The sequence below is a fragment of the Streptomyces cucumeris genome (genome assembly GCF_024295805.1).
GTDB lineage: Bacteria > Actinomycetota > Actinomycetes > Streptomycetales > Streptomycetaceae > Streptomyces > Streptomyces cucumeris.
In genome coordinates, this window is sequence record NZ_JANCLX010000009.1 from 264,097 (window position 1) to 284,441 (window position 20,345).

Here is a 20,345-nt window from a genome sequence, read left to right on the forward strand (position 1 = left end):
ATCACTCGACGGTCACCGACTTGGCCAGGTTGCGCGGCTGGTCGACCTCGTTGCCGCGCGCGGTCGCCAGCTCACAGGCGAAGACCTGGAGCGGCACGGTGGCCACCAGCGGCTGGAGCAGGGTCGGGGTCTGCGGGATCTCGATCAGGTGGTCGGCGTAGGGCGCCACCGCCTCGTCCCCGCGCTCGGCGATCACGATCGTGCGGGCACCGCGCGCCCGGATCTCCTGGATATTGGAGACGATCTTGTCGTGCAGCACCGAGCGCCCGCGCGGCGACGGCACCACGACGACCACCGGCACATCCTGCTCGATCAGCGCGATCGGACCGTGCTTCAGCTCACCGGCCGCGAAGCCCTCGGCGTGCATATACGCCAGTTCCTTGAGCTTGAGCGCGCCCTCCAGCGCCACCGGGAAGCCCACATGGCGCCCGAGGAAGAGCACCGTGTTCTTGTCGGCGAGGGTCCGGGCCAGCTCACGGACCGGCTCCATCGTCTCCAGGACCTCTTCCACCTGGGTGGCGATCTCCGACAGCTCGCGGATCACCGAGAGGATCTCGTCGCCCCACTTGGTGCCGCGCACCTGTCCCAGGTACAGCGCCACCAGGTAGCAGGCCACCAGCTGGGTGAGGAACGCCTTGGTCGAGGCGACCGCGACCTCGGGCCCGGCGTGGGTGTAGAGCACCGCGTCGGACTCGCGCGGAATCGTCGACCCGTTGGTGTTGCAGATCGCCAGCACCTTGGCGCCCTGCTCACGGGCGTGCCGCAGCGCCATCAGGGTGTCCATGGTCTCGCCGGACTGCGAGATGGCGATCACCAGGGTGCGCTGGTCCAGGATCGGGTCCCGGTAGCGGAACTCGCTCGCCAGCTCCGTCTCGCAGGGGATCCGCGTCCAGTGCTCGATGGCGTACTTCGCGATCATGCCGGCGTGGTAGGCGGTGCCGCACGCGACGATCACGACCTTGCTGACCTCGCGCAGCACGGACGCGGGGATCCGCACCTCGTCCAGGCAGAGGCTGCCGGAGAGGTCGATCCGGCCGAGCAGGGTGTCCGCGACCGCCTTCGGCTGCTCGGCGATCTCCTTGAGCATGAAGTAGTCGTAGCCGCCCTTCTCGGCGGCGGAGGCGTCCCAGTCCACGTGGAACGGACGGACCTCGGCGGGCGCGCCGTCGAAGTCGGTGACCGTCACGCCCTCCCGGCGGGCCTCGACCACCTGGTCCTGGCCCAGCTCGATGGCCTCGCGGGTGTGCGCGATGAACGCGGCCACATCGGAGGCGAGGAACGCCTCGTCCTCGCCGACCCCGACCACCAGCGGCGAGTTCCGGCGCGCCCCGACCACCACGTCGGGCGCGTCCGCGTGCACCGCGACCAGGGTGAAGGCGCCCTCCAGCCGACGGCACACCTGGCGCATCGACTCGGCCAGGTCATTGCAGGAGGAGAAGGCCTCGGCGAGCAAATGCGCCACGACCTCGGTGTCGGTCTCCGAGGTGAGCTCATGGCCGCGCTCGGCCAACTCGGCGCGCAGCACCGCGAAGTTCTCGATGATGCCGTTGTGGACGACGGAGACCCGGCCGGCGTTGTCCAGGTGCGGATGGGCGTTGACGTCGGTCGGACCGCCGTGGGTCGCCCACCGCGTATGGCCGATACCGGTGCCGCCACTGGGCAGCGGGCGGTCGGCGAGCTCCTTCTCCAGGTTGGCGAGCTTGCCCGCCTTCTTGGCGGAGGCCAGCCCGCCGTCGGCGAGCACGGCCACCCCGGCCGAGTCATAGCCGCGGTACTCCAGCCGCTTGAGACCGGCCAGGACGACATCGAGGGCGGACTGCCCTCCCACATAACCAACGATTCCGCACATGGAGGCAGCGTACGGCCCGCCCCCACGGGGACGGACGACGGCCCGCGCATCATGGGCGCCGTGCATAATGCGCGGATACGGCCGGAGGCCGTCATCTCATCTTCCTGGGGGGAATAGTGAGGCGAATCACCCTATTCACGCTTGTCGCGCTGCTCGCGTTAGGCACCGGGTGCGATACGTCCGAGAAGGAGACGGCCAAGGGTGGCAGAGCCACCGGGAAGGCGAAGGCCGCCAAGAAGAGACCTGGTGAGCGCCTCCGCGAGGCCGTTGCCAGGACCCGGCGGACCAGTGTCCGCGTCGAGGAGACCATCACGGTCCGCCACGGCACCGAGGAGGGCATCGCCACCATCAAGGGCTCATTCGACTTCGCCCGCGACCGGGGCGAACTGTCGGTCGCCCTGCCGGGCACCGGCCGCCGGAAAGAGACTTTCAGCGAGGGAAAGGTCTTCATGTCGCCCGTACCGGGGCGCCCCCGGGGCACCCGGAGTGTCACCGACCGTGCCGAAGCCAAGGCACACGCCCCGCTGACGGCCCCGCTGAACGACCCCGAGTACGTGCTGGAGCAGATCTCCCAGCTCCGCAAGGTCTCCTATGAGGGCGCGACCGGGTACCCCCCGCACCGCGCCTACCGCTACGCGGGCTGGCTCGACTTCGACACCGCGACACACCGTCTCGACCGGAGGAGTCGCGCGGTGCTCGAACGGGCCCGCCCGGCCATCGGGGACTACCCGGTATGGGCACATGCCAACGTGACCGAGGACGGGTGCGTCGAACGGATCGAACTGACGTCGATACTGGACGGTACGAGCACCGACGTCGCCATCGACTTCACCGACCACGGCACCCCCGTGACCGTCACACCGCCGAAGACCATCGGCGCCCAGCCGGGGTGACCGACCCCACGCCTCCGCCCGCCCCACACTTCCGGGCCGAGCCCCGACAATGAAGGTGTGATCACGTCAACCGCGCGCGAAGCGCGCACCGTGCGCGCACCGCAGCGGCGGAGCGAGGCCAGCCCGTACGTGGATCTCTCGCGCTCGGAGTGGAGCGCACTGCGGGACAAGACACCGCTGCCGCTGACCGCCGCGGAGGTCGAACGGCTGCGGGGGCTGGGCGACGTCATCGACCTCGACGAGGTGCGGGACGTCTACCTGCCGCTCTCCCGGCTGCTCAACCTCTACGTCGCGGCCACCGGACGGCTGCGCGGCGCGCTCAACACCTTCCTCGGCGACACCAAGAAGGGCAGCGGCACCCAGCCCGGCACCCCGTTCGTCATCGGGGTGGCGGGCAGTGTCGCGGTCGGCAAGTCCACCACCGCGCGGCTGCTCCAGGCGCTGCTGGCCCGCTGGCCGGAGCATCCGCGGGTGGAGCTGATCACCACCGACGGCTTCCTCTACCCCAACGACGAGCTGCACCGGCGCGGGCTGATGTCCCGCAAGGGGTTCCCCGAGTCGTACGACCGCCGGGCGCTGACCCGCTTCGTCGCCGATGTGAAGGCGGGCAAGGCGGAGGTCACGGCGCCGGTCTACTCGCACCTGATCTACGACATCGTCCCGGACGAGCGGCTGACCGTGCACCGCCCCGACATCCTGATCGTCGAGGGGCTCAATGTGCTGCAGCCGGCGCTGCCGGGGACGGACGGGCGGACCCGGGTCGGGCTCGCCGACTTCTTCGACTTCAGCGTGTACGTGGACGCCCGCACCGATGACATCGAGAAGTGGTATCTCGGCCGCTTCCGGAAGCTGCGCGAAACCGCGTTCCAGGATCCGTCCTCGTACTTCCGCAAGTACACCCAGGTCTCCGAGGAGGAGGCGCTGGACTACGGCCGGATGATCTGGCGCACCATCAACAAGCCCAACCTCCAGCAGAACGTGCAGCCCACCCGGGGGCGTGCCACGCTCGTGCTCCGCAAGGGGCCGGACCACAAAGTGCAGCGGCTGTCCCTGCGCAAACTCTGAGGAGACCGCCCGTGCTGCATCTGCGGCTGATCGTCCCGGCCGACCGCACCGACACGGTGGTGCGCACCGTGGCGGACACCGTCGGCACCACCCATCTGGTGGTTCTGCCCGGCGCCGCGCGCGACCCCGCGGGGGACCTCGTGATGTGCGACGTGGCACGGGAGGCGGCCGATCCGCTGATCGACGAGCTGCGCGGGCTGGGGCTCGACGAGGACGGGGCGATCACCGCCGAGAACATCGACCTGTCGCTGTCGAAGCGCGCCGACGCCGCCGAGGAGGAGGCGCCGGGCGAGGGCGCGGATGCGGTGGTGTGGGAACAGCTCGCGGAGGCCACCCACGAGGAGTCCACGCTCTCCGTGACGTATCTCGCCTTCCTCGTCCTGGCGACGATGATCGCGGCCTGCGGTGTGGTGCTGGACAACGCGATCCTGATCGTGGGCGCCATGGCGGTCGGTCCGGAGTTCGGCCCGCTGGCCGGGCTGTGCACCGCGCTGGTCCGGCGCGCCCCGCGGCTGGCCGTCCGTTCGGCGGTCGCGCTGCTGGTGGGGTTCGCGGCGGCGATGGCGCTGACCACGGCGTTCAGCATGGCGATGGACGCGGTCGGGCTGTTCGGCCGGGAGATGCTGGAGGGGGAACGCCCGAACACCGACTTCATCTGGAACCCGGATCTGTTCTCGCTCGTGGTGGCCGTGCTCGCGGGCATCGCCGGAACGCTCTCGCTGACCTCGGCGAAGTCGGGGGCGCTGGTGGGGGTGGCGATCTCGGTGACCACGGTCCCGGCGGCGGCCAACGCGGCGGTGGCGCTGGGGTACGGCGAGATCGACCAGATGGTGGGGTCCAGTGAGCAGTTGCTGCTGAACCTGGCGGGGATCATCGTGGCGGGCACGCTGACGCTGCTGGCGCAGAAGGCGCTGTGGGGCAGACAGCACCGGCGGACCCCGCGCCGGGCGTAGCCGGAAGGCGCCGGGAGCGGAACGCGCGGAGGGGCCGTCCGTAGGGACGGCCCCTCCGCGTTCTGCGGCGGTGGGACTAGCCGAGGGCCGACTTCACGGCGTCGGCCAGCCGGCCCGCCACCGAGCGGGCCTGGTCGATGTCGGCGGCCTCGACCATCACGCGGACCAGCGGCTCGGTGCCGGAGGGACGCAGCAGCACCCGGCCGGTCTCGCCGAGCTCGCGCTCGGCCTCGGCGACCGCGGCGGCGAGGTCGCCGCTGGAGGCGACGCGGGACCTGTCCACGTCCGGGACGTTGATCAGCACCTGCGGCAGCCGCTCCATGACGCCCGCCAGGTCGGCCAGGGTGCGGCCGGTGGCGGCGACCCGGGCGGCCAGCAGCAGACCGGTCAGGGTGCCGTCGCCGGTCGTGGCGTGGTCCAGGACGATCACATGTCCGGACTGCTCACCGCCGAGCGCGTAGTCATGGCGCTTCATCTCCTCCAGCACATAGCGGTCGCCGACCGCCGTCTGGACGAGCTGGAGCCCCTCCCGCCCCATGGCCAGCTTGAAGCCGAGGTTGGACATCACGGTGCCGACCACCGTGTCGTGGCGCAGGGTGCCCGCCTCGCGCATGGCGAGGGCGAGGACGGCGAGGATCTGGTCGCCGTCGACCTCGCGGCCGGTGGCGTCCACGGCGAGGCAGCGGTCGGCGTCACCGTCGTGGGCGACCCCGAGGTCGGCGCGGTGCTCGGCCACGGCGGCCTGGAGTTTCGCCAGGTGGGTGGAGCCATGACCGTCGTTGATGTTGAGGCCGTCCGGTTCGGCGCCGATGGTGACGACCTCGGCCCCTGCCTGGGCGAACGCCTCCGGTGAGACCCGGGAGGCGGCGCCGTGGGCAGCGTCGATGACGACCTTGACCCCGTCGAGCCGGTTGGGCAGGACCCCGACCAGGTGGGCCACGTAGTTGTCGAAGCCCTCCTCGTAGTCGCGGACCCGGCCCACCCCGGCGCCGGTCGGCCGGTCCCACGGCTCGCCGGAGGCGTGGGACCGGTAGGTGGTCTCGATCCGGTCCTCCAGCTCATCGGCCAGTTTGTGGCCGCCGCGGGCGAAGAACTTGATGCCGTTGTCGGGCATCGGGTTGTGGCTGGCGGAGAGCATCACACCGAGGTCGGCGTCGAGCGCACCGGTGAGATGGGCGACCGCGGGCGTCGGCAGCACGCCCACCCGCAGGACGTCCACACCCGCGCTGGCCAGCCCCGCCACCACGGCGGCCTCCAGGAACTCCCCGGACGCGCGCGGATCCCGCCCGACCACGGCCACCGGCCGGTGTCCCTCGAAGGTTCCCGCTTCGGCGAGCACATGCGCCGCCGCGACCGACATACCGAGTGCCATCTCAGCCGTCAGGTCGGCGTTCGCGACACCGCGTACACCATCCGTACCGAAGAGTCGTCCCACTGGTGTCCTCCGAGATTACGAGCTGGGGGGCAGGAGCTTGCCTGTAGGTATACGCCCCCTGGTGGCGATAGCCGAACGCCCCGGGGCACGGGTGGTGCCGCCGGGGCGTTCGAATGAACAGCGAATCCGCTGGGCCGATGGGCTCGGGCGGATTAGCGCTTGCTGTACTGCGGCGCCTTGCGGGCCTTCTTCAGACCGGCCTTCTTACGCTCGGTGGCGCGGTCGTCACGGGTCAGGAAGCCGGCCTTCTTCAGCGGGCCGCGGTTGTTGTCCACGTCCGCCTCGTTCAGCGCGCGGGCGATGCCCAGGCGCAGCGCACCGGCCTGACCGGAGACGCCGCCACCCGAGATACGGGCGATGACGTCGTAGCGGTCGTCCAGCTCGAGCACCTTGAAGGGCTCGTTGACTTCCTGCTGGTGCACCTTGTTCGGGAAGTACTCCTCAAGAGTACGACCGTTGATCTTCCACTTCCCGCTGCCCGGCACGATGCGGACGCGCGCCACGGCGTTCTTGCGGCGCCCGGTACCGGCGGCCGGCTGCGGGTCACCGAAGCGGGAGGCGAGCGACTCGGAGGTGTACTCCGACTCGACCGTCTCGACGCTCTCGGTGGTGTACTCCTCGACCTCGACGGGGGTCTCGGCGGTGGTCTCGGCCACGATGCTCCTCAGATTCTTTTCGTCTTAGGGGATGGCCGGGACTACTGCGCGACCTGGGTGATCTCGAACGGGACCGGCTGCTGAGCGGCGTGCGGGTGCTGGTCACCCGAGTACACCTTCAGCTTCGAGAGCATCTGACGGCCCAGGGTGTTCTTGGGGAGCATGCCCTTGATGGCCTTCTCGACGGCCTTCTCCGGGTTCTTCTCCAGCAGCTCGTCGTAACGGACGGAGCGCAGACCACCGGGGTAGCCCGAGTGGCGGTACGCCATCTTCTGGGTCCGCTTGTTGCCGGAGAGGTGCACCTTGTCGGCGTTGATGATGATGACGAAGTCACCAGTGTCGACATGCGGTGCATACACGGGCTTGTGCTTGCCTCGCAGGAGGGTGGCAGCCTGGGTGGCCAGGCGGCCCAGAACGACGTCGGCGGCGTCGATGACGTGCCACTGACGCTGGACGTCGCCGGGCTTGGGGCTGTACGTACGCACGGTCGTAGCCTTCGCTTCTCAGTGTGGGGTCTCCCCAGGTCCGCTAGGACTGAGGGGACGGGTCCTTACAAGGCCACCCGGACGATCACGACAGCCATGGCCACACCTCGGTGACGCATCCGGGTGCTTGCCGCTGGTCATCGGCCCGATGAACCGGCGTAACGGCCTCTCACGTGAGAACGAGCAAGCCAATACGCATAACGAACAGGCAGAATACCGGCCCGCCCCCGGACGGGTCAAAACAACCCGGTACCACTCGGGCACATCTGGGCCACTCAGCGCTTACGCGCCACCCGGGCCTCGTCCCAGACCGGCTCCGACACCTCGCGGACCCGTCCGTCCGCGCCGAAGACCAGGAAGCGGTCGAAGGAGCGGGCGAACCAGCGGTCGTGTGTGACGGACAGCACGGTGCCGTCATACCGCTCCAGGCCCTCCTGGAGCGCCTCCGCGCTCTCCAGGTCCAGATTGTCCGTCGGCTCGTCCAGCAGCAGCGCGGTGGTCCCGGCCAGCTCCAGCAGCAGGATCTGGAACCGCGCCTGCTGGCCGCCGGAGAGCTTGTCGAAGGGCTGGTCGCCCTGGCGCTCCAGCTCATAGCGGCGCAGCGCGCTCATCGCGGCGCCCCGGTCCCGGGCGTGCTCGGTCCACAGGAAGTCCACCAGGGTGCGCCCGGCCAGCTCGGGGTGGGCGTGGGTCTGGGCGAAGTGGCCGGGGACGACCCGTGCGCCGAGCTTCCACTCCCCGGTGTGCGCCACGTCCTCCCCCGCCAGCAGCCGCAGGAAGTGGGACTTCCCGGAGCCGTTGCTGCCGAGCACCGCGACCCGCTCGCCGTAGAAGACCTCCAGGTCGAAGGGGTGCATCAGCCGGGTGAGCTCCAGCCCCCGGCAGGTGACGGCGCGCACCCCGGTGCGGCCGCCCTTCAGCCGCATCCGGATGTCCTGCTCGCGCGGCGGCTCCTGCGGCGGGCCCGCCTCCTCGAACTTCCGCAGCCGGGTCCTGGCCGCCTGGTAGCGGCTGGCCATGTCCGAGTTGTACGCCGCCTTCTGCTTGAAGGTGAGCATCAGCCGGCGCAGCTTGGCGTGCTCATCGTCCCAGCGGCGGCGCAGCTCCTCGAATCGGGCGAACCGCTCCTTGCGCGCCGCGTGGTAGGTGCCGAAGCCGCCGCCGTGCACCCAGACGTCACTGCCCGCCGGGCCCGGCTCCACGCTGATGATCTTCTCGGCGGCGCGGGCCAGCAGCTCCCGGTCGTGGGAGACGAACAGCACGGTCTTCTTGGTCTCCCGCAGCCGCTCCTCCAGCCAGCGCTTACCGGGGACGTCCAGGTAGTTGTCCGGCTCGTCCAGCAGCAGCACCTCGTCGTTTCCGCGCAGCAGCGACTCCAGGACCAGGCGTTTCTGCTCACCGCCGGAGAGGGTGCGCACCTCGCGCCACTGGGCGCGTTCGTAGGGGACGCCGAGCGCGGCGGCGGTGCACATGCCCCACACCGTCTCGGTCTCGTAGCCACCGGCCTCGGCCCAGTCGCTGAGCGCCTGGGCGTATGCCATCTGGGCGGGCTCGTCGTCCCGCGTCATGATCGCGTACTCGGCGTCGTCCACGGCCTTCGCCGCCTGCCGGACACGGGGGCGGGCGACGGAGACCAGCAGGTCGCGCACGGTGCGCTCATCCCGGACCGATCCCACGAACTGGGGCATCACCCCGAGGCCGCCGCTGGCCGTCACGGAGCCGCCGTGCGGCTGGAGCTCTCCGGCGATCAGCCGGAGCAGGGTGGTCTTGCCCGCGCCGTTGGCGCCGACGAGCGCCACCGCGGCGCCCTCCCCGACCCGGAAGGACACATCCCCCAGCAGCACCCGGCCATCGGGCAGGTAGTACTCCAGGTGTGCCGCTTCCAGATGTCCCATGCCCGGATTGTGACCCCACCCCCCTCGGCGGGCCAACCGGTTTATGAACTGGGCGGATTAAGATGCGCGCCATGAGCTTTGGGCATGGGGGACCGTACGGGCCCGGGGGTGGGGCGCCTCAGCCGCCGACACCGGACTGGAACGCGATGGCGGATGACACCGCCGCACGCGGCAGGCGCCGCAAATGGCTGCTGGCCGGTGGCGGACTGCTCGCGACCGGTGCCGTGGCGGCGATCGTGGCCATCGCGGTGACCAGCGGCGACGACAAGGGTTCACGGTCCGACGGATCGGCGAGCCACCTGCCCACCCCACAGGATCTGCCGAGCGGTACGCCGACCCCGGAGCCCACCTTCTCCGATGTGGCCCCGCCGGCGCCGCCGAAGCCGCTGGACATCATCTCCAGCGCCAAGCGGGACAAGGCACCGCTCAGTGCGGGGACCCTCTTCCCGGACAAGAAGGCCGTCGTCCAGGGGCGGAGCTATCCGAGGGCGGCGACCTCCGCCACCTCCAATTGCTCCTCGGTGGCCCAGGCCGGGCTGGCCACCGCGCTGAACGGCAACGGCTGCCGCAAGGTCTTCCGCGCGACCTACACCCGGGACGGGGTCGCGGTCACCGTCGGCATCGCCGTCTTCGACACCAAGGGCGCGGCGGAGAAGGCCAAGAAGCAGGCCGAGGGCGGGGTCGCGGCCCTGAACGGGGGCGGGGTGAACTTCTGTCACGGCCCGGTGTGCCGCAGGTCCACCAACGCCATCGGCCGGTACGCCTACTTCACGATCTCCGGCTACACCTCGGGCAAGTCCGTGACCGCGTCGGACACCAAGGCGCTGCGGGCCGGCCGGGATCTCGCCGACCACGCGTTCCGCCGCATCCTGGCCCGGGGCAACGCCCAGGCGTCGGCGGAGGCCTCGGCCACCACCGGCTGACGCCCGCGCCGCCCCGGGCGGGGGGCGCGGGTCAGCGGGTGGGGCTCAAGCGGGCGCGGGTCAGGAGGCGCTCGCCTTCGCGATCTTGGCGACCTGTGCCTTCACCAGGTCGGCAGGGACATCGGACTTGGCCGGGGACATCAGGTTCACCCCGAAGAACACGCTGAGCTGGGGACCGGTGCGCGCCACGTTGAACTTCACCACGGCCTTCTCCTTGCTCGCGTCGACCAGGTTGAAGGCGAGCGACTCATCGCCCTGCCCGGGGTCGTCCAGCGGCGTCACCTTGGCGACGTCGGACTTCTTCCCGGCGCCGTCCTTGGCCCCGAACCCGTCCTGGCAGGCCGACACCGCGGCGCGCAGGTCCTTGATGGTGCGCTCGGCGTCGCCGTCCGCGTAGGAGGAGAGCCGGATCATGCCGGAGCCGCCCAGCTTCCCGCCCTTGGACTGGGCGTAGGTGCGGAAGACCGACTCCTTGGGCGCGGGGTCGAAGGAGGCCCCCATCAGCGCGGCGATCGGCTGGCACTCGGACTGCGCGGCCTTGGCCGCGCCACCGTCGGAGATCTCCTTCTCCGACATCTTCTGGAACTCGAAGCCCTTGAGGTCGGCCTTGGTCACGGCGGCCTTGTCCAGTTCGGCCACGGAGAGCTGCTTGCCCGCCGTGGACGCATCGTCCTTGGCGCCGCCCCCCTTGGCCTTGTCATCGCCGCTGTCGCTGCCACCGCACCCGGTCACCAGACCGAGGGCAGCGACCATCGCCGCCGTCGCGACAGCAACGCGCGTACCAGACTTCATCACGATTTTGTCCATTCTTGATTGACGCCCCACCCTGTGTTTCAGAGGTCATCCAACAACGGACGGGCACGGCACACCAAGGGATTTCGCTCACGATCCGGTATCGCCCCCTCCTGCGCGGACCCCCCGGACGGCCCGACGGTTGTACGCCGCGCCCGCGGTGTGGCGGACGCCCCTTCACCCCAGGCAAAAGCAACTTTTCCGGCCCGCAACGGTCTTACCGACCGACTACCGGGTCCATCCGGAAAGGGGGGCGCCGTCGCGGCGGTGGGACCGCCGCGCGGCCGGCACCATGAGGATTTCTTTTCTGCTGCACAACGCCTACGGGATCGGCGGCACCATCCGGTCGACCTTCAACGTGGCCGGGGCGCTCGCCGCCCGGCACCACGTGGAGATCGTCTCCGTGATCCGCACCGTCGACACCCCGAGCCTCCCCCTCCACCCGGCCGTCCTGCTCAGACCCCTGACCGACCAACGCCCCGCCGCCGAGGGCCGGTCCACCGATCTGGGACACCCGCTGCTGGAGCGGCCCAGCGCCCATGTGCCCGAGGCCGAGGCGAGGGGCACGGCCAACTTCAACGCCCTCACCGACGAGCGCATCGCCGCCCATCTCCGCGACACCGACGCCGACGTGGTCATCGCCACCCGCCCCGGCCTCGTCATCTGCCTCGCCGAACTCGGGCGGGAGGGCCGCTATCTGCGGATCGGCCAGGAGCACCGGCTCTACGGCACCCACCGGGCCGAGATCCGCGCCGCCTGCGACACCGCCATCGCCCGGCTCGACGCGCACACCGCCGTCTCCGAGGCCGACGCCGCCACCCACCGCGCCCGGCTGCCCGGGATCCCCACCCGGCTGACCGCGCTGCCCAACGCGGTGCCCGCGACCGGGGTCGAACCCTCCGACGGCCGGGCCCGACTGGTCGTGGCCGCCGGCCGGCTGATCCCCGTCAAACGCTATGACCTGCTGGTCGACGCCTGGGCCACGGTCGCGGCCGAACACCCCGACTGGCGCCTGCGGATCTACGGCCGGGGCCCGCAACAGCCCGCGCTGCGCCGCCGGATCGACGCCCTCGGGCTGGCCGGGCGGATCACCCTCATGGGCGCCCACTCCCCCATCGAGACCGAATGGGCCAAGGGCTCGATCGCCGCCGTCACCTCGCGCGAAGAGTCCTTCGGGATGACGATCGTGGAGGCCATGCACTGCGGAGTGCCCGTCGTCGCCACCGACTGCCCGCATGGACCGGGCGAGATCATCACCGACGGCCGGGACGGTCTGCTGGTCCCGCCCGGGGATGCCGGCGGTATCGCCCGGGGACTGCTCACCCTGATCGAGGACGGTGCGCTGCGCCGCACCATGGCCGCGGCGGCCCGTGAGTCCGCGCGGGCTTACGCACCGGAGCGGGTGGCGGCCGCGTACGAGGAGCTGTTCGCCGAACTCCGGTCCGCCCGCGGCGCCCCCGCCCCCGCCGTCGCCCCCACCCGGCATGTCACCGGCGCCTTCCTGCCCGGTGCCACCGACCCCGGACGTGCGGCGGGCACCCCGCTGGCCTCCCTCAAGGGCGCGGTCAAGGCACTGATCCGCAGACCCCTGCGCCCCGTCGCGGACTGCCGGGTCACCCCCGGCGGACGGTTCCTGTTACGGATCGGACCCGACGGCGTCCACGGCGCCGGACTCGTCCTGACCCTCACCCGCCGCGGCGCCGGCGACGGCGCGGAACCGGTCCGGGTGCCGCTCCATCCCCCGGCCGCGCCCGCCGACCCATGGACGGCCACCCTCGACCGCGCCGCCCTCGATCTCCCCGAGGGCCGCTGGGACCTGCACGTCGTACGCCCCTCCGACGGCGTCCGCCGACGCGTCCTCAGCCGGTACGCCGAAGGGCGCGGACTGCTCGGCCTGGACCCGCTGCCCGGTTCGCCGTTCAGCTGGTGGATCCCCTACCGGACCGTCGACGGCCATCTCTCGCTGCGCGCCTGGCACCGCCCCGCGCACGCCGAAGCCCGGGAGATCCACGCCGGGGACGACGCACTCACCGTCGAAGGCACCCTGCACGGAGTGCTCTTCGGTCCCGGTTCCGCCCCACGGGCCGTCGCCGCCCCCCGCGGCCGCTGCCGCGCCCTGTCCGCCGACGTCACCGTCCTGGACCGCGGACGGTTCCGCTTCACCCTGCCGTACGCAGGCGTGCACGCCGCCCGCGACGGCCGCGACGGATCGGCGACATGGGAGCTGACGCTGCGTAAGTCCCCGGACTCCACCGTCCCGATCCCCCTCGGCCGGGTCATCGGCGACATCCTCGATCGCGACCGGACCGACCTCTACCCGGTCACCCACGGGGTACGCCCGTACCTCACCCGGACCGGGGACCTGGCCATCGCATGCCCCACAACGGTGAATTGAGCACCCGAACCGAACGGAGTGTGTTTGGCGCGGACGGCGCCGGTAACACTCGGTGATATCAGCCTCGAGCGAGGAGACCTCTGCGAAAGGCATAACGATGTCAACAATGACGCTCGTCATCCTGGTGGCGGCCCTGGGGGCCATGGCTGCGCTGGTGTTCGCCCCGGCGGTCCGCCAGAGCGGCCGCGGCGGACTCATGAACCGGTTCGGCCCCGAGTACGACCGGGCCGTCTCCCGGCACAACGGCGATGAGAAAGCCGCACAGTGGGAGCTGAGCGAGCGGGTACGGCACTACGGCGATCTGCCGATACAGCGTCTGTCACCCGAGGCCCGCGAGCAGTACGCGGCCCGGTGGGCGGGCCTTCAGGAGCACTTCGTCGACGCCCCCGCCCACGCGGTGCGGGAAGCCGACCGGCTGCTGGGTGAATTGGCCGTCGAGCGCGGTTACGGCTCCGAGTCCCACGAGGAGCAGATGGACGCGATCTCCGTCCGTCACGCCTATGTTGTCGACGCCTACCGACAGCTCCATCTGATGGCCGCGCGGACGCGCGGCGACGGACAGGTCGATACGGAGCGGATGCGTGAGGTCCTGGTCTCCGCCCGTGTCCTGTTCGAGGAGCTGGTCCGCGCCCAGCCCCATGACAAGGGTCCGCGCCGCCGTCACCCCTCGCTGCGGCCGGTGCTGCCGCAGCAGAACCGGGGCGGTCACCGCTCCGGCCGGATCCCGGGGCAGCGGCTGGGCCCGGCCCGGTGATCACCCGGCCGTCGGCGGCTGATCGGGTGATCAGCCGCCGGTGAGCCGGACGGCCAGCGCGAGGGTGTCGTCCGGATGGAGGATCACGGTGTGCATATCCCCGGCGACCGCGCCGGGGATCTCCTCCGTCGGACGGCCCCGATGGCTCCGCGCCGCTTCGACCAGCCGCTTCTCACCCTCGATCGGGTCACGGCGGCTCTCGGTCAGCCCATCGGTGTAGAGCAGCAGCAGATCCCCCGCCGCCAGCCGGTCACTGACCAGCCGGTCGCTCCCGGGCAGCGGAAAGCCGATACCGCGGCCACGGGCCTCCAGATATTCGGCCGTTCCGTCCTCCCGCAGCATCAGCGCGGGAGGATGGCTGCCGTTGGCCACCCGTAGCTCCCCGGTCGCCGGATTCACCCGCACCAGCAGCACGGTGGCCATCACATTGCGGTCGAAGGGCAGCAGGATCTCGTCCGTGCGCGCCACGATCGACTGGAGGTGATGGCCCTCCAGCGCCAGGGTGCGCACCGCGTGGGTGACATTGAGCGCGCTGCGCGTACTGGTCACCCCGTGTCCCAGGGCGTCCACGACGGTGATGTGGACCGTGCCGTCGGGCAGCACGAACCAGTCGTAAAGGTCCCCGCCGGTGGGGGCGTCGGTCCCCGCGGGCGCGTAGTGCACGGCCAGTTCGAGCCCCTCGACCGCCAGCGGGGCCGGGCGCAACGCGTCCTCGAGTTCGCGCAGGGTCTGGCCGTGGGCGGTGCGCAACTGCTCATCGCGCTCGTCGAGCTGGACGTAGAGCGCGAGAACCCCGCTGTTGGTCTCCTCCAGTTCGTCCTTCAGCCTGCGGTGCTCGGCGGTGAGCGCGTCGGCGCGGGCCATCACCGCCCGCAGCTCCTCATCGGCCAGCGCCGCGTCGTCGGCCGGACCACTGCCGTTGACGGAGCCGCCGGTGGAGCCGTTGCCCTGGGACGCGGACCCCGCCGCGCGGGCGGGCAGCCGCCACACCACGTCCAGGCCGTGCACCGCGTCGGCGGGCAGCGGCAGCTCGGTCACCGACCGCGGGGCCGGGGGCCGGGCCGTGCGCAGGGTCACGGTGAGCAGGCCGAGCCCGCTGCCCCGCGCGTTCCGGTCCGGTTCGAAGGACCAGGTCACGCTGGTGCCCTCGGCCGTCCGTACGGCCTCCGCCGCGATCTCGGACGCGGACAGCACCAGCCGCCCCCGCAGCACGGGGTCCAGGCCGTGGTCACGGGCCAGCCGTCGGATGGCCCGGCTCAGCTCCGCCTTGGTGGCGCATCCAGCGGTCCGGGTGGTCATGGAAGCCTCGGTGTGTGGGGGGATCTGGTCGCCAGGACGGTCGCGTCGTCCCGCAGCCGCCGGTGGCCGTGGGCGAGGGCCGCGGACAGCAGCGACGGCGGGAGGCGCAGCAGGGACGGCGACGGGTCCCGCGCCCACCGGCAGTCGATACCGTCGCTGTACAGCACCACGGTGGCGCCCGGCGGCACCGGGAAGCCGTGGGCGCGCGGCGGCGGCATGCTCCAGCCGACCACCCCGGGCTGCCCGGTCAGCCGGTGGTGCACGCCCTCATGGGTCAGGGTCAGCGCGCGGACGTTGCCGATACCGCAGTACTCCGCGCCCTCCGGGCCCAGCCGCAGCAGCCCGACGGCCGCCCCGCGGGTGCGCCGCAGTACCCGGTTCATGGCGGTGAGCACCTCGGGCAGCGGGAGCCCGGGGTCGCCGAGGAAGGACCGCAGCGCCACCCGGGCCGCCTCGGCCGCCTGCGGACCGTGCCCCAGTCCGTCCACCACGGCGGCGGTGCGGATCTCACCGGCCTGGACGACGGCCCGTGCGTCACCGCACTCCTCCTCGCCCTCCACCGCCAGGCACACCGAACCCACGTCCTGGAGCCCGGCCTCGCGTTCGCCCGGCGGGGTCAGCCGGGCGCATGCCCAGGTCCCGCCGCCGCTGCCGGTCCCGGTGCGGATGGTGAAGTGGGTGGCCAGCCGGCTCACCGCGCCCAGCCCCACGCCCAGCGTCCCGGCGGTGGTGTAGCCGTCGGCCAGACAGCGCTCCAGCTCCGCCATCCCCGGGCCGCGGTCGGCGGCCAGGATCTCCACCCCCGTGCCCAGCGGGGTCGGCTGTATGTAGAGCGTGCCGTCGCTGGCGTGCTTGTCCAGATTGCTCGCCAGCTCCGACGCGATCACGGCCGCCTGGTCGGGCAGCGCACCCGGCAGCCCCCGCTCCCGCGCCACCTCCCGCGCGGTCGCCGCGGCCAGGTGCACCGCGCTGTGGTGGTCGACCCGCACGGTGGCGGTATGCGGTGGGCCGCTGCGGCTCAACGGGCCGTCCAGCGGGTGACGGTCACCACGGTGCCCCCGCCGGGCGTGGTCTGCACCGTGAACTCGTCCATCAGCCGCCGGGCCCCGCCCAGGCCGTGGCCCAGACCGGAACCGGTGGTGAAGCCGTCGGTGAGCGCCGCGTCCAGGTCCGCGATCCCCGGTCCGTCGTCCTTGACCACCAGCCGCAGCCCACGGCCACCGGGCCGCCGCGGATACTCGATGGTGACGGTGCCACCGCCGCCGTGGACATACGCGTTGCGGGCGAGCTCACTGGCGGCGGTGACCACCCGGGTCTGGTCCACCAGACCGAAGCCGACCTCCACCGTGGCCGCGCGCACCGCGTGCCGGACCGTCAGCAGGTCCTCCTCGGTACGCACCACATGGGCGGCCGGTGCACTCGCGCGCTCCTCCGCGGACGTGGGGACCGTGGTCACCCACGACGCCAGGGCGGACTCACCGGCCGGCGCCACGTCGGGATCCTTCCACGGGATCGGGCGCCTGCCGCCACCCCAGCGCGGCCAGCCCCTGCTCGGCGTTGAGGGCGGTCTCCACGCCGACCAGTTCGATACCCAGCTCGACCAGTGTGATGGCCACCGGCGGCCGCATCCCCGCCACGATCACCCGGGCGCCCAGCAGCCGCGCCACGGTGGTCAGTTCCATCAGGGTGCGCGCCACGAAGGAGTCGATGATCTCCAGCCGTGAGATGTCGATGAGCACCCCGCGGGCGCTCGAGCCCGAGATCCGCTCGGTCAGCTCCTCGGTGAAGGCGACGGCGGCGCCGTCGTCCAGCTCGTTGAGCAACCCGGTGACCAGGACGTCACCCAGCCGCAGGATCGGCACGCCCGCGAGGCGTGGCGCGGTCACCGGCTCTCTCCGTCGTCCCCGTCGGGGCCCGGACCGTCGATCAGCTTGATGGCGGCCGCCAGCGCGTCGGCCAGCGTCGCGCGGGTCAGGATGGCGGACAGATCGATCCCGAGCTGGGCGATGGTCTGCGCGATCGACGGACGGACGCCGCTGATCACACAGTCGGCGCCCATCAGCCGCACCGCGTTGACCGTCTGCATCAGATGCTGCGCGACCGCGGTGTCCACCGTGGGCACACCCGTGATGTCCACGATCGCGACCAGTGCCTCATGGTCCTGTATGGCCTGGAGCAGGTTCTCCATCACCACCTGGGTGCGGGCGGTGTCCAGGGTGCCGATCAGCGGAACCGCCAGCACCTGCCGCCACAGCCGGACCACCGGGGTGGACAGCTCCATCAACTGCTGGCTCTGCCGCCGGATGATGTCCTCGCGGCCCTCGACATAGGTCTCGAACGACAGCGCTCCGGCCGCGTCCATCAGCCGGTTGATGAACACCGCCGACGCGAACAGCTCCTCCGCGTCCCGGGTCTCCCGCTGCACCGCCTTGAGCAGCGCCTCCTTGAGCGCGAGCACCGCGAGCGAGGTCACCGTCGGAGTGGCCCCGCCGCGCGCGCGGCGCATCGACAGCCGCACCACCGCTTCGTGCAGCCCGGTGTGGGAGGTGACCACCCGGTCCACCGGCACACCGCTCTCCAGACCCGAGACCAGCGCGTCGATCAACGCGTCGGCCTCCTCGCGGAGTTCGGCCTCGCTGATGTCCGTCCCCAGCAGCGCCTGCTCCAGCTGCAGCTCCACCCAGCGGTCGGCGATTTCCGCGTCCCGCTCACGCAGCGCCCTGGTCAGGCGTTCCCGTACGGCGGCCTCACTGGTAGTCACGCGCATCCCTTTCGCGCCAGCCTGCGCTCTGTTGTCGGACGGCAAATGTTATCGATCTTCCAGATACCCCGGAAGACGATGCCCGTCCCTCCCGCCGTCCCCATACCGCCGCCTTCCGCTGCGTTCCAGTCAACTTCTGACACCATGCGCGGCGCCGAGTACCCCCGGGCGCGCACCTCACACCTGCCGGGGCGGAACGGGAATCAGCAGCACCCCGCGGCCAGGTCCACCGCGGTGGCGCCCGGGAGGGTGCGCTTGTTGCGGGACGCCCGGTTGCGGGCGGCGAGTTGGTCGTCGGCAGGGTATCCGACCTCTTCCAGCGTCAGACCGTGCGGGCGGACGACATGGACGGCGGAGTCACGCACACCCGCGGCCAGCACCCGGCCGGGCCAGTCCGCGGGACGGTGGCCGTCGCCCACGAAGAGCAGGGCACCGACCAGGGAACGGACCATGTTGTGGCAGAAGGCGTCGGCTCGCACCGTGGCGGTGATCACACCGTCCGGACCGCGCTCCCAGCTCAGCCGCTGGAGGGTGCGGATGGTGGTCGCGCCGTCGCGGCGCTTGCAGTAGGCGGCGAAGTCGTGTTCGCCCACCAGCCGTGTCGAGGCGGCGTTCATCGCGTCCACGTCCAGCGGCCAGTCGTGCCAGAGCACATGGCCGCGCAGCAGCGGATCGACACCACCGGGGTGATCGCTGACGCGGTAGGCGTAGCGGCGCCAGACCGCGGAGAAGCGGGCGTTGAAACCGGCGGGCGCCTCGGCGACGCGCCACACCCGCACATCGTGCGGCAGCCGTCCGGCCAGCCGGCGCAGCAGCTTGTCCCGGTGCTCGGCCCACAGCGGCTCCGGCAGATCGACGTGGGCGACCTGGCCGCGGGCGTGCACCCCCGCGTCGGTACGGCCCGCGACGGTCAGCTCATAGGTCTCGGACGAACGGGTCACCGTGCGCAGCGCGGTCTCCAGTTCGCCCTGCACGGTGCGCCGCTCGCGCTGCTTCGCCCAGCCCGAGAAGTCCGCGCCGTCGTAGCTCAGGTCCAGCCGGACCCGTACGAAGCCGGGAGCCGCCTCGTCACTCACCACAGTTCCTCTCGATCACGCGGGACATGCGGAAGGGCCCGCCCCTGTGGTGGGGCGGGCCCGTCCGTGCGGCCGTCAGACGGCTCGGGCGTCCGGCTCACCCCCGCTCGCGCGGGGAGTGGGCTCAGGCGTCCTTGGACTCCTCGGCGGCCTCGGCCGGAGCCTCGTCCTTCTTCAGGTCCGCGACAGCCTGGTCACCGGCGGCGTCCTTGGCGGTGCGCTTGGTGGCGGCCTCGGCCTCGCCGACCGCCTCCTGCTGCACGGTCAGCGCCTCGACCAGCTCGATGACCGCCATCGGGGCGTTGTCGCCACGACGGTTGCCGATCTTGGTGATACGGGTGTAGCCACCCGGCCGGTTCTCGTAGCGCGGCCCGATCTCGGTGAAGAGAGTGTGCACAACGCTCTTGTCACGGATGGTCGCGAGCACCAGACGGCGGTTGTGAAGGTCGCCCTTCTTCGCCTTGGTGACCAGCTTCTCCGCGACCGGGCGCAGGCGGCGGGCCTTCGCCTCGGTGGTGGTGATCCGGCCGTGCTCGAACAGCGCGGTGGCGAGGTTCGCCAGCATGAGCCGCTCGTGCGCAGCGCTGCCGCCCAGACGGGCGCCCTTGGTGGGCTTCGGCATGTGTTTCTCCTAGGTGTCTGCACCGGCCGTATCAGGTACCGGTGTCAGTTACCGACGAGCGTGCGCCCGCCGGAGGTCTCAGTACTGCTCGGTCTCCACGAAACCGGCGTCCGCGTCGTCGTCCGCGCCGAAGGCGTCCGCGGCGGCGGTCGGGTCGAATCCGGGCGGGCTGTCCTTGAGCGCCAGGCCCATACCGGCCAGCTTCGCCTTGACCTCGTCGATCGACTTGGCACCGAAGTTGCGGATGTCCAGCAGGTCCGCCTCGGAACGGGCCACCAGCTCGCCCACCGAGTGGATGCCCTCACGCTTGAGGCAGTTGTACGAGCGGACCGTGAGCTCGAGCTCCTCGATCGGCAGCGCCAGATCGGCGGCCAGGGCGGCGTCCGTCGGGGACGGACCCATGTCGATGCCCTCGGCGTCCACGTTCAGCTCGCGGGCCAGGCCGAACAGCTCGACCAGGGTCTTACCGGCCGACGCCATGGCATCGCGCGG

20 protein-coding genes are annotated in these 20,345 nt (G+C 71.5%); 6 read left to right on the forward strand and 14 right to left on the reverse strand.

All coding sequences use genetic code 11. The features are described from left to right. Nucleotide 1: 1 nt before the first annotated feature. On the reverse strand, nt 2–1,849 hold the full coding sequence (glmS, locus tag NMK44_RS16810) for a glutamine--fructose-6-phosphate transaminase (isomerizing) (RefSeq protein ID WP_254743816.1): 1,848 nt from the start codon (nt 1,847–1,849) through the stop codon (nt 2–4). Between the two features lie 116 nt (nt 1,850–1,965). Between glmS and NMK44_RS16815 the strand changes: the two genes are divergently transcribed. Genes NMK44_RS16815 through NMK44_RS16825 form a run of 3 tightly spaced genes read left to right on the forward strand, consistent with a single transcriptional unit; the run spans nt 1,966 to nt 4,760 of the window. Next, nucleotides 1,966–2,742: a hypothetical protein gene (locus NMK44_RS16815; RefSeq protein ID WP_254743818.1), complete on the forward strand. Its 777-nt coding sequence runs from the start codon at nt 1,966–1,968 to the stop codon at nt 2,740–2,742. A 57-nt stretch (nt 2,743–2,799) separates the two neighbouring features. After that, nucleotides 2,800–3,807, forward strand: coding sequence for a type I pantothenate kinase (gene coaA, locus NMK44_RS16820; protein ID WP_254743819.1), 1,008 nt, complete (start codon nt 2,800–2,802; stop codon nt 3,805–3,807). Nucleotides 3,808–3,818: 11 nt separating this feature from the next. Beyond that, on the forward strand, nt 3,819–4,760 hold the full coding sequence (locus tag NMK44_RS16825; RefSeq protein WP_254743821.1) for a DUF389 domain-containing protein: 942 nt from the start codon (nt 3,819–3,821) through the stop codon (nt 4,758–4,760). A gap of 76 nt (nt 4,761–4,836) precedes the next feature. Here the strand turns inward: NMK44_RS16825 and glmM are convergent, their stop codons facing one another. The 4 genes from glmM to NMK44_RS16845 form a co-directional block, all read right to left on the reverse strand. After that, nucleotides 4,837–6,195 (reverse strand): phosphoglucosamine mutase, encoded by a 1,359-nt coding sequence (glmM, locus tag NMK44_RS16830; protein WP_254743823.1) that lies wholly within the window; start codon nt 6,193–6,195, stop codon nt 4,837–4,839. 152 nt (nt 6,196–6,347) lie between these two features. Continuing rightward, the gene (rpsI, locus tag NMK44_RS16835; protein ID WP_254743824.1) at nt 6,348–6,851 is read right to left on the reverse strand and encodes a 30S ribosomal protein S9; all 504 of its coding nucleotides are present in this window, start codon (nt 6,849–6,851) and stop codon (nt 6,348–6,350) included. Nucleotides 6,852–6,892: 41 nt separating this feature from the next. Next, complete coding sequence (gene rplM, locus NMK44_RS16840) at nt 6,893–7,336, reverse strand: 50S ribosomal protein L13 (protein ID WP_254743825.1); 444 nt, start codon at nt 7,334–7,336, stop codon at nt 6,893–6,895. 275 nt (nt 7,337–7,611) lie between these two features. Next, the gene (locus NMK44_RS16845; RefSeq protein WP_254743826.1) at nt 7,612–9,231 is read right to left on the reverse strand and encodes an ABC-F family ATP-binding cassette domain-containing protein; all 1,620 of its coding nucleotides are present in this window, start codon (nt 9,229–9,231) and stop codon (nt 7,612–7,614) included. Nucleotides 9,232–9,302: 71 nt separating this feature from the next. Between NMK44_RS16845 and NMK44_RS16850 the strand changes: the two genes are divergently transcribed. Continuing rightward, nucleotides 9,303–10,154, forward strand: a complete 852-nt coding sequence (locus NMK44_RS16850; RefSeq protein WP_254743828.1) for a hypothetical protein — start codon at nt 9,303–9,305, stop codon at nt 10,152–10,154. A gap of 60 nt (nt 10,155–10,214) precedes the next feature. Here the strand turns inward: NMK44_RS16850 and NMK44_RS16855 are convergent, their stop codons facing one another. Beyond that, entirely contained in the window at nt 10,215–10,946 is a 732-nt protein-coding gene (locus NMK44_RS16855) for a hypothetical protein (RefSeq protein WP_254743830.1), read from the reverse strand. A 292-nt stretch (nt 10,947–11,238) separates the two neighbouring features. On the opposite strand from NMK44_RS16855, the gene NMK44_RS16860 reads away from it, so the two are divergent. Next, entirely contained in the window at nt 11,239–13,341 is a 2,103-nt protein-coding gene (locus NMK44_RS16860) for a glycosyltransferase (protein WP_254743832.1), read from the forward strand. 106 nt (nt 13,342–13,447) lie between these two features. Then, nucleotides 13,448–14,095: a hypothetical protein gene (locus NMK44_RS16865; RefSeq protein ID WP_254743834.1), complete on the forward strand. Its 648-nt coding sequence runs from the start codon at nt 13,448–13,450 to the stop codon at nt 14,093–14,095. Between the two features lie 30 nt (nt 14,096–14,125). On the opposite strand, the gene NMK44_RS16870 is transcribed toward NMK44_RS16865, so the two are convergent. The 8 genes from NMK44_RS16870 to NMK44_RS16905 all read right to left on the reverse strand — a co-directional run. After that, the gene (locus tag NMK44_RS16870; protein ID WP_254743836.1) at nt 14,126–15,394 is read right to left on the reverse strand and encodes a PP2C family protein-serine/threonine phosphatase; all 1,269 of its coding nucleotides are present in this window, start codon (nt 15,392–15,394) and stop codon (nt 14,126–14,128) included. Further along, nucleotides 15,391–16,416, reverse strand: a complete 1,026-nt coding sequence (locus NMK44_RS16875) for a SpoIIE family protein phosphatase (protein WP_254743838.1) — start codon at nt 16,414–16,416, stop codon at nt 15,391–15,393. The genes NMK44_RS16870 and NMK44_RS16875 overlap by 4 nt, the downstream gene beginning before the upstream one ends. Then, nucleotides 16,413–16,850 carry an ATP-binding protein gene (locus NMK44_RS16880; protein WP_254743880.1) on the reverse strand — a complete coding sequence of 146 codons (438 nt, stop codon included), beginning with the start codon at nt 16,848–16,850 and terminating at the stop codon, nt 16,413–16,415. The genes NMK44_RS16875 and NMK44_RS16880 overlap by 4 nt, the downstream gene beginning before the upstream one ends. A gap of 19 nt (nt 16,851–16,869) precedes the next feature. After that, on the reverse strand, nt 16,870–17,280 hold the full coding sequence (locus NMK44_RS16885; protein ID WP_254743840.1) for an STAS domain-containing protein: 411 nt from the start codon (nt 17,278–17,280) through the stop codon (nt 16,870–16,872). Beyond that, nucleotides 17,277–18,155: an STAS domain-containing protein gene (locus NMK44_RS16890; RefSeq protein ID WP_254743842.1), complete on the reverse strand. Its 879-nt coding sequence runs from the start codon at nt 18,153–18,155 to the stop codon at nt 17,277–17,279. Before NMK44_RS16890 ends, NMK44_RS16885 begins: the two co-directional genes overlap by 4 nt. 203 nt (nt 18,156–18,358) lie before the next feature. Beyond that, nucleotides 18,359–19,231, reverse strand: a complete 873-nt coding sequence (gene truA / locus NMK44_RS16895; protein ID WP_254743844.1) for a tRNA pseudouridine(38-40) synthase TruA — start codon at nt 19,229–19,231, stop codon at nt 18,359–18,361. A gap of 124 nt (nt 19,232–19,355) precedes the next feature. Next, on the reverse strand, nt 19,356–19,853 hold the full coding sequence (rplQ, locus tag NMK44_RS16900) for a 50S ribosomal protein L17 (protein ID WP_254743846.1): 498 nt from the start codon (nt 19,851–19,853) through the stop codon (nt 19,356–19,358). 78 nt (nt 19,854–19,931) lie between these two features. Beyond that, the coding region (locus tag NMK44_RS16905) for a DNA-directed RNA polymerase subunit alpha C-terminal domain-containing protein (RefSeq protein WP_302888290.1) at nt 19,932–20,345 on the reverse strand (414 nt) is incomplete at its 5' end.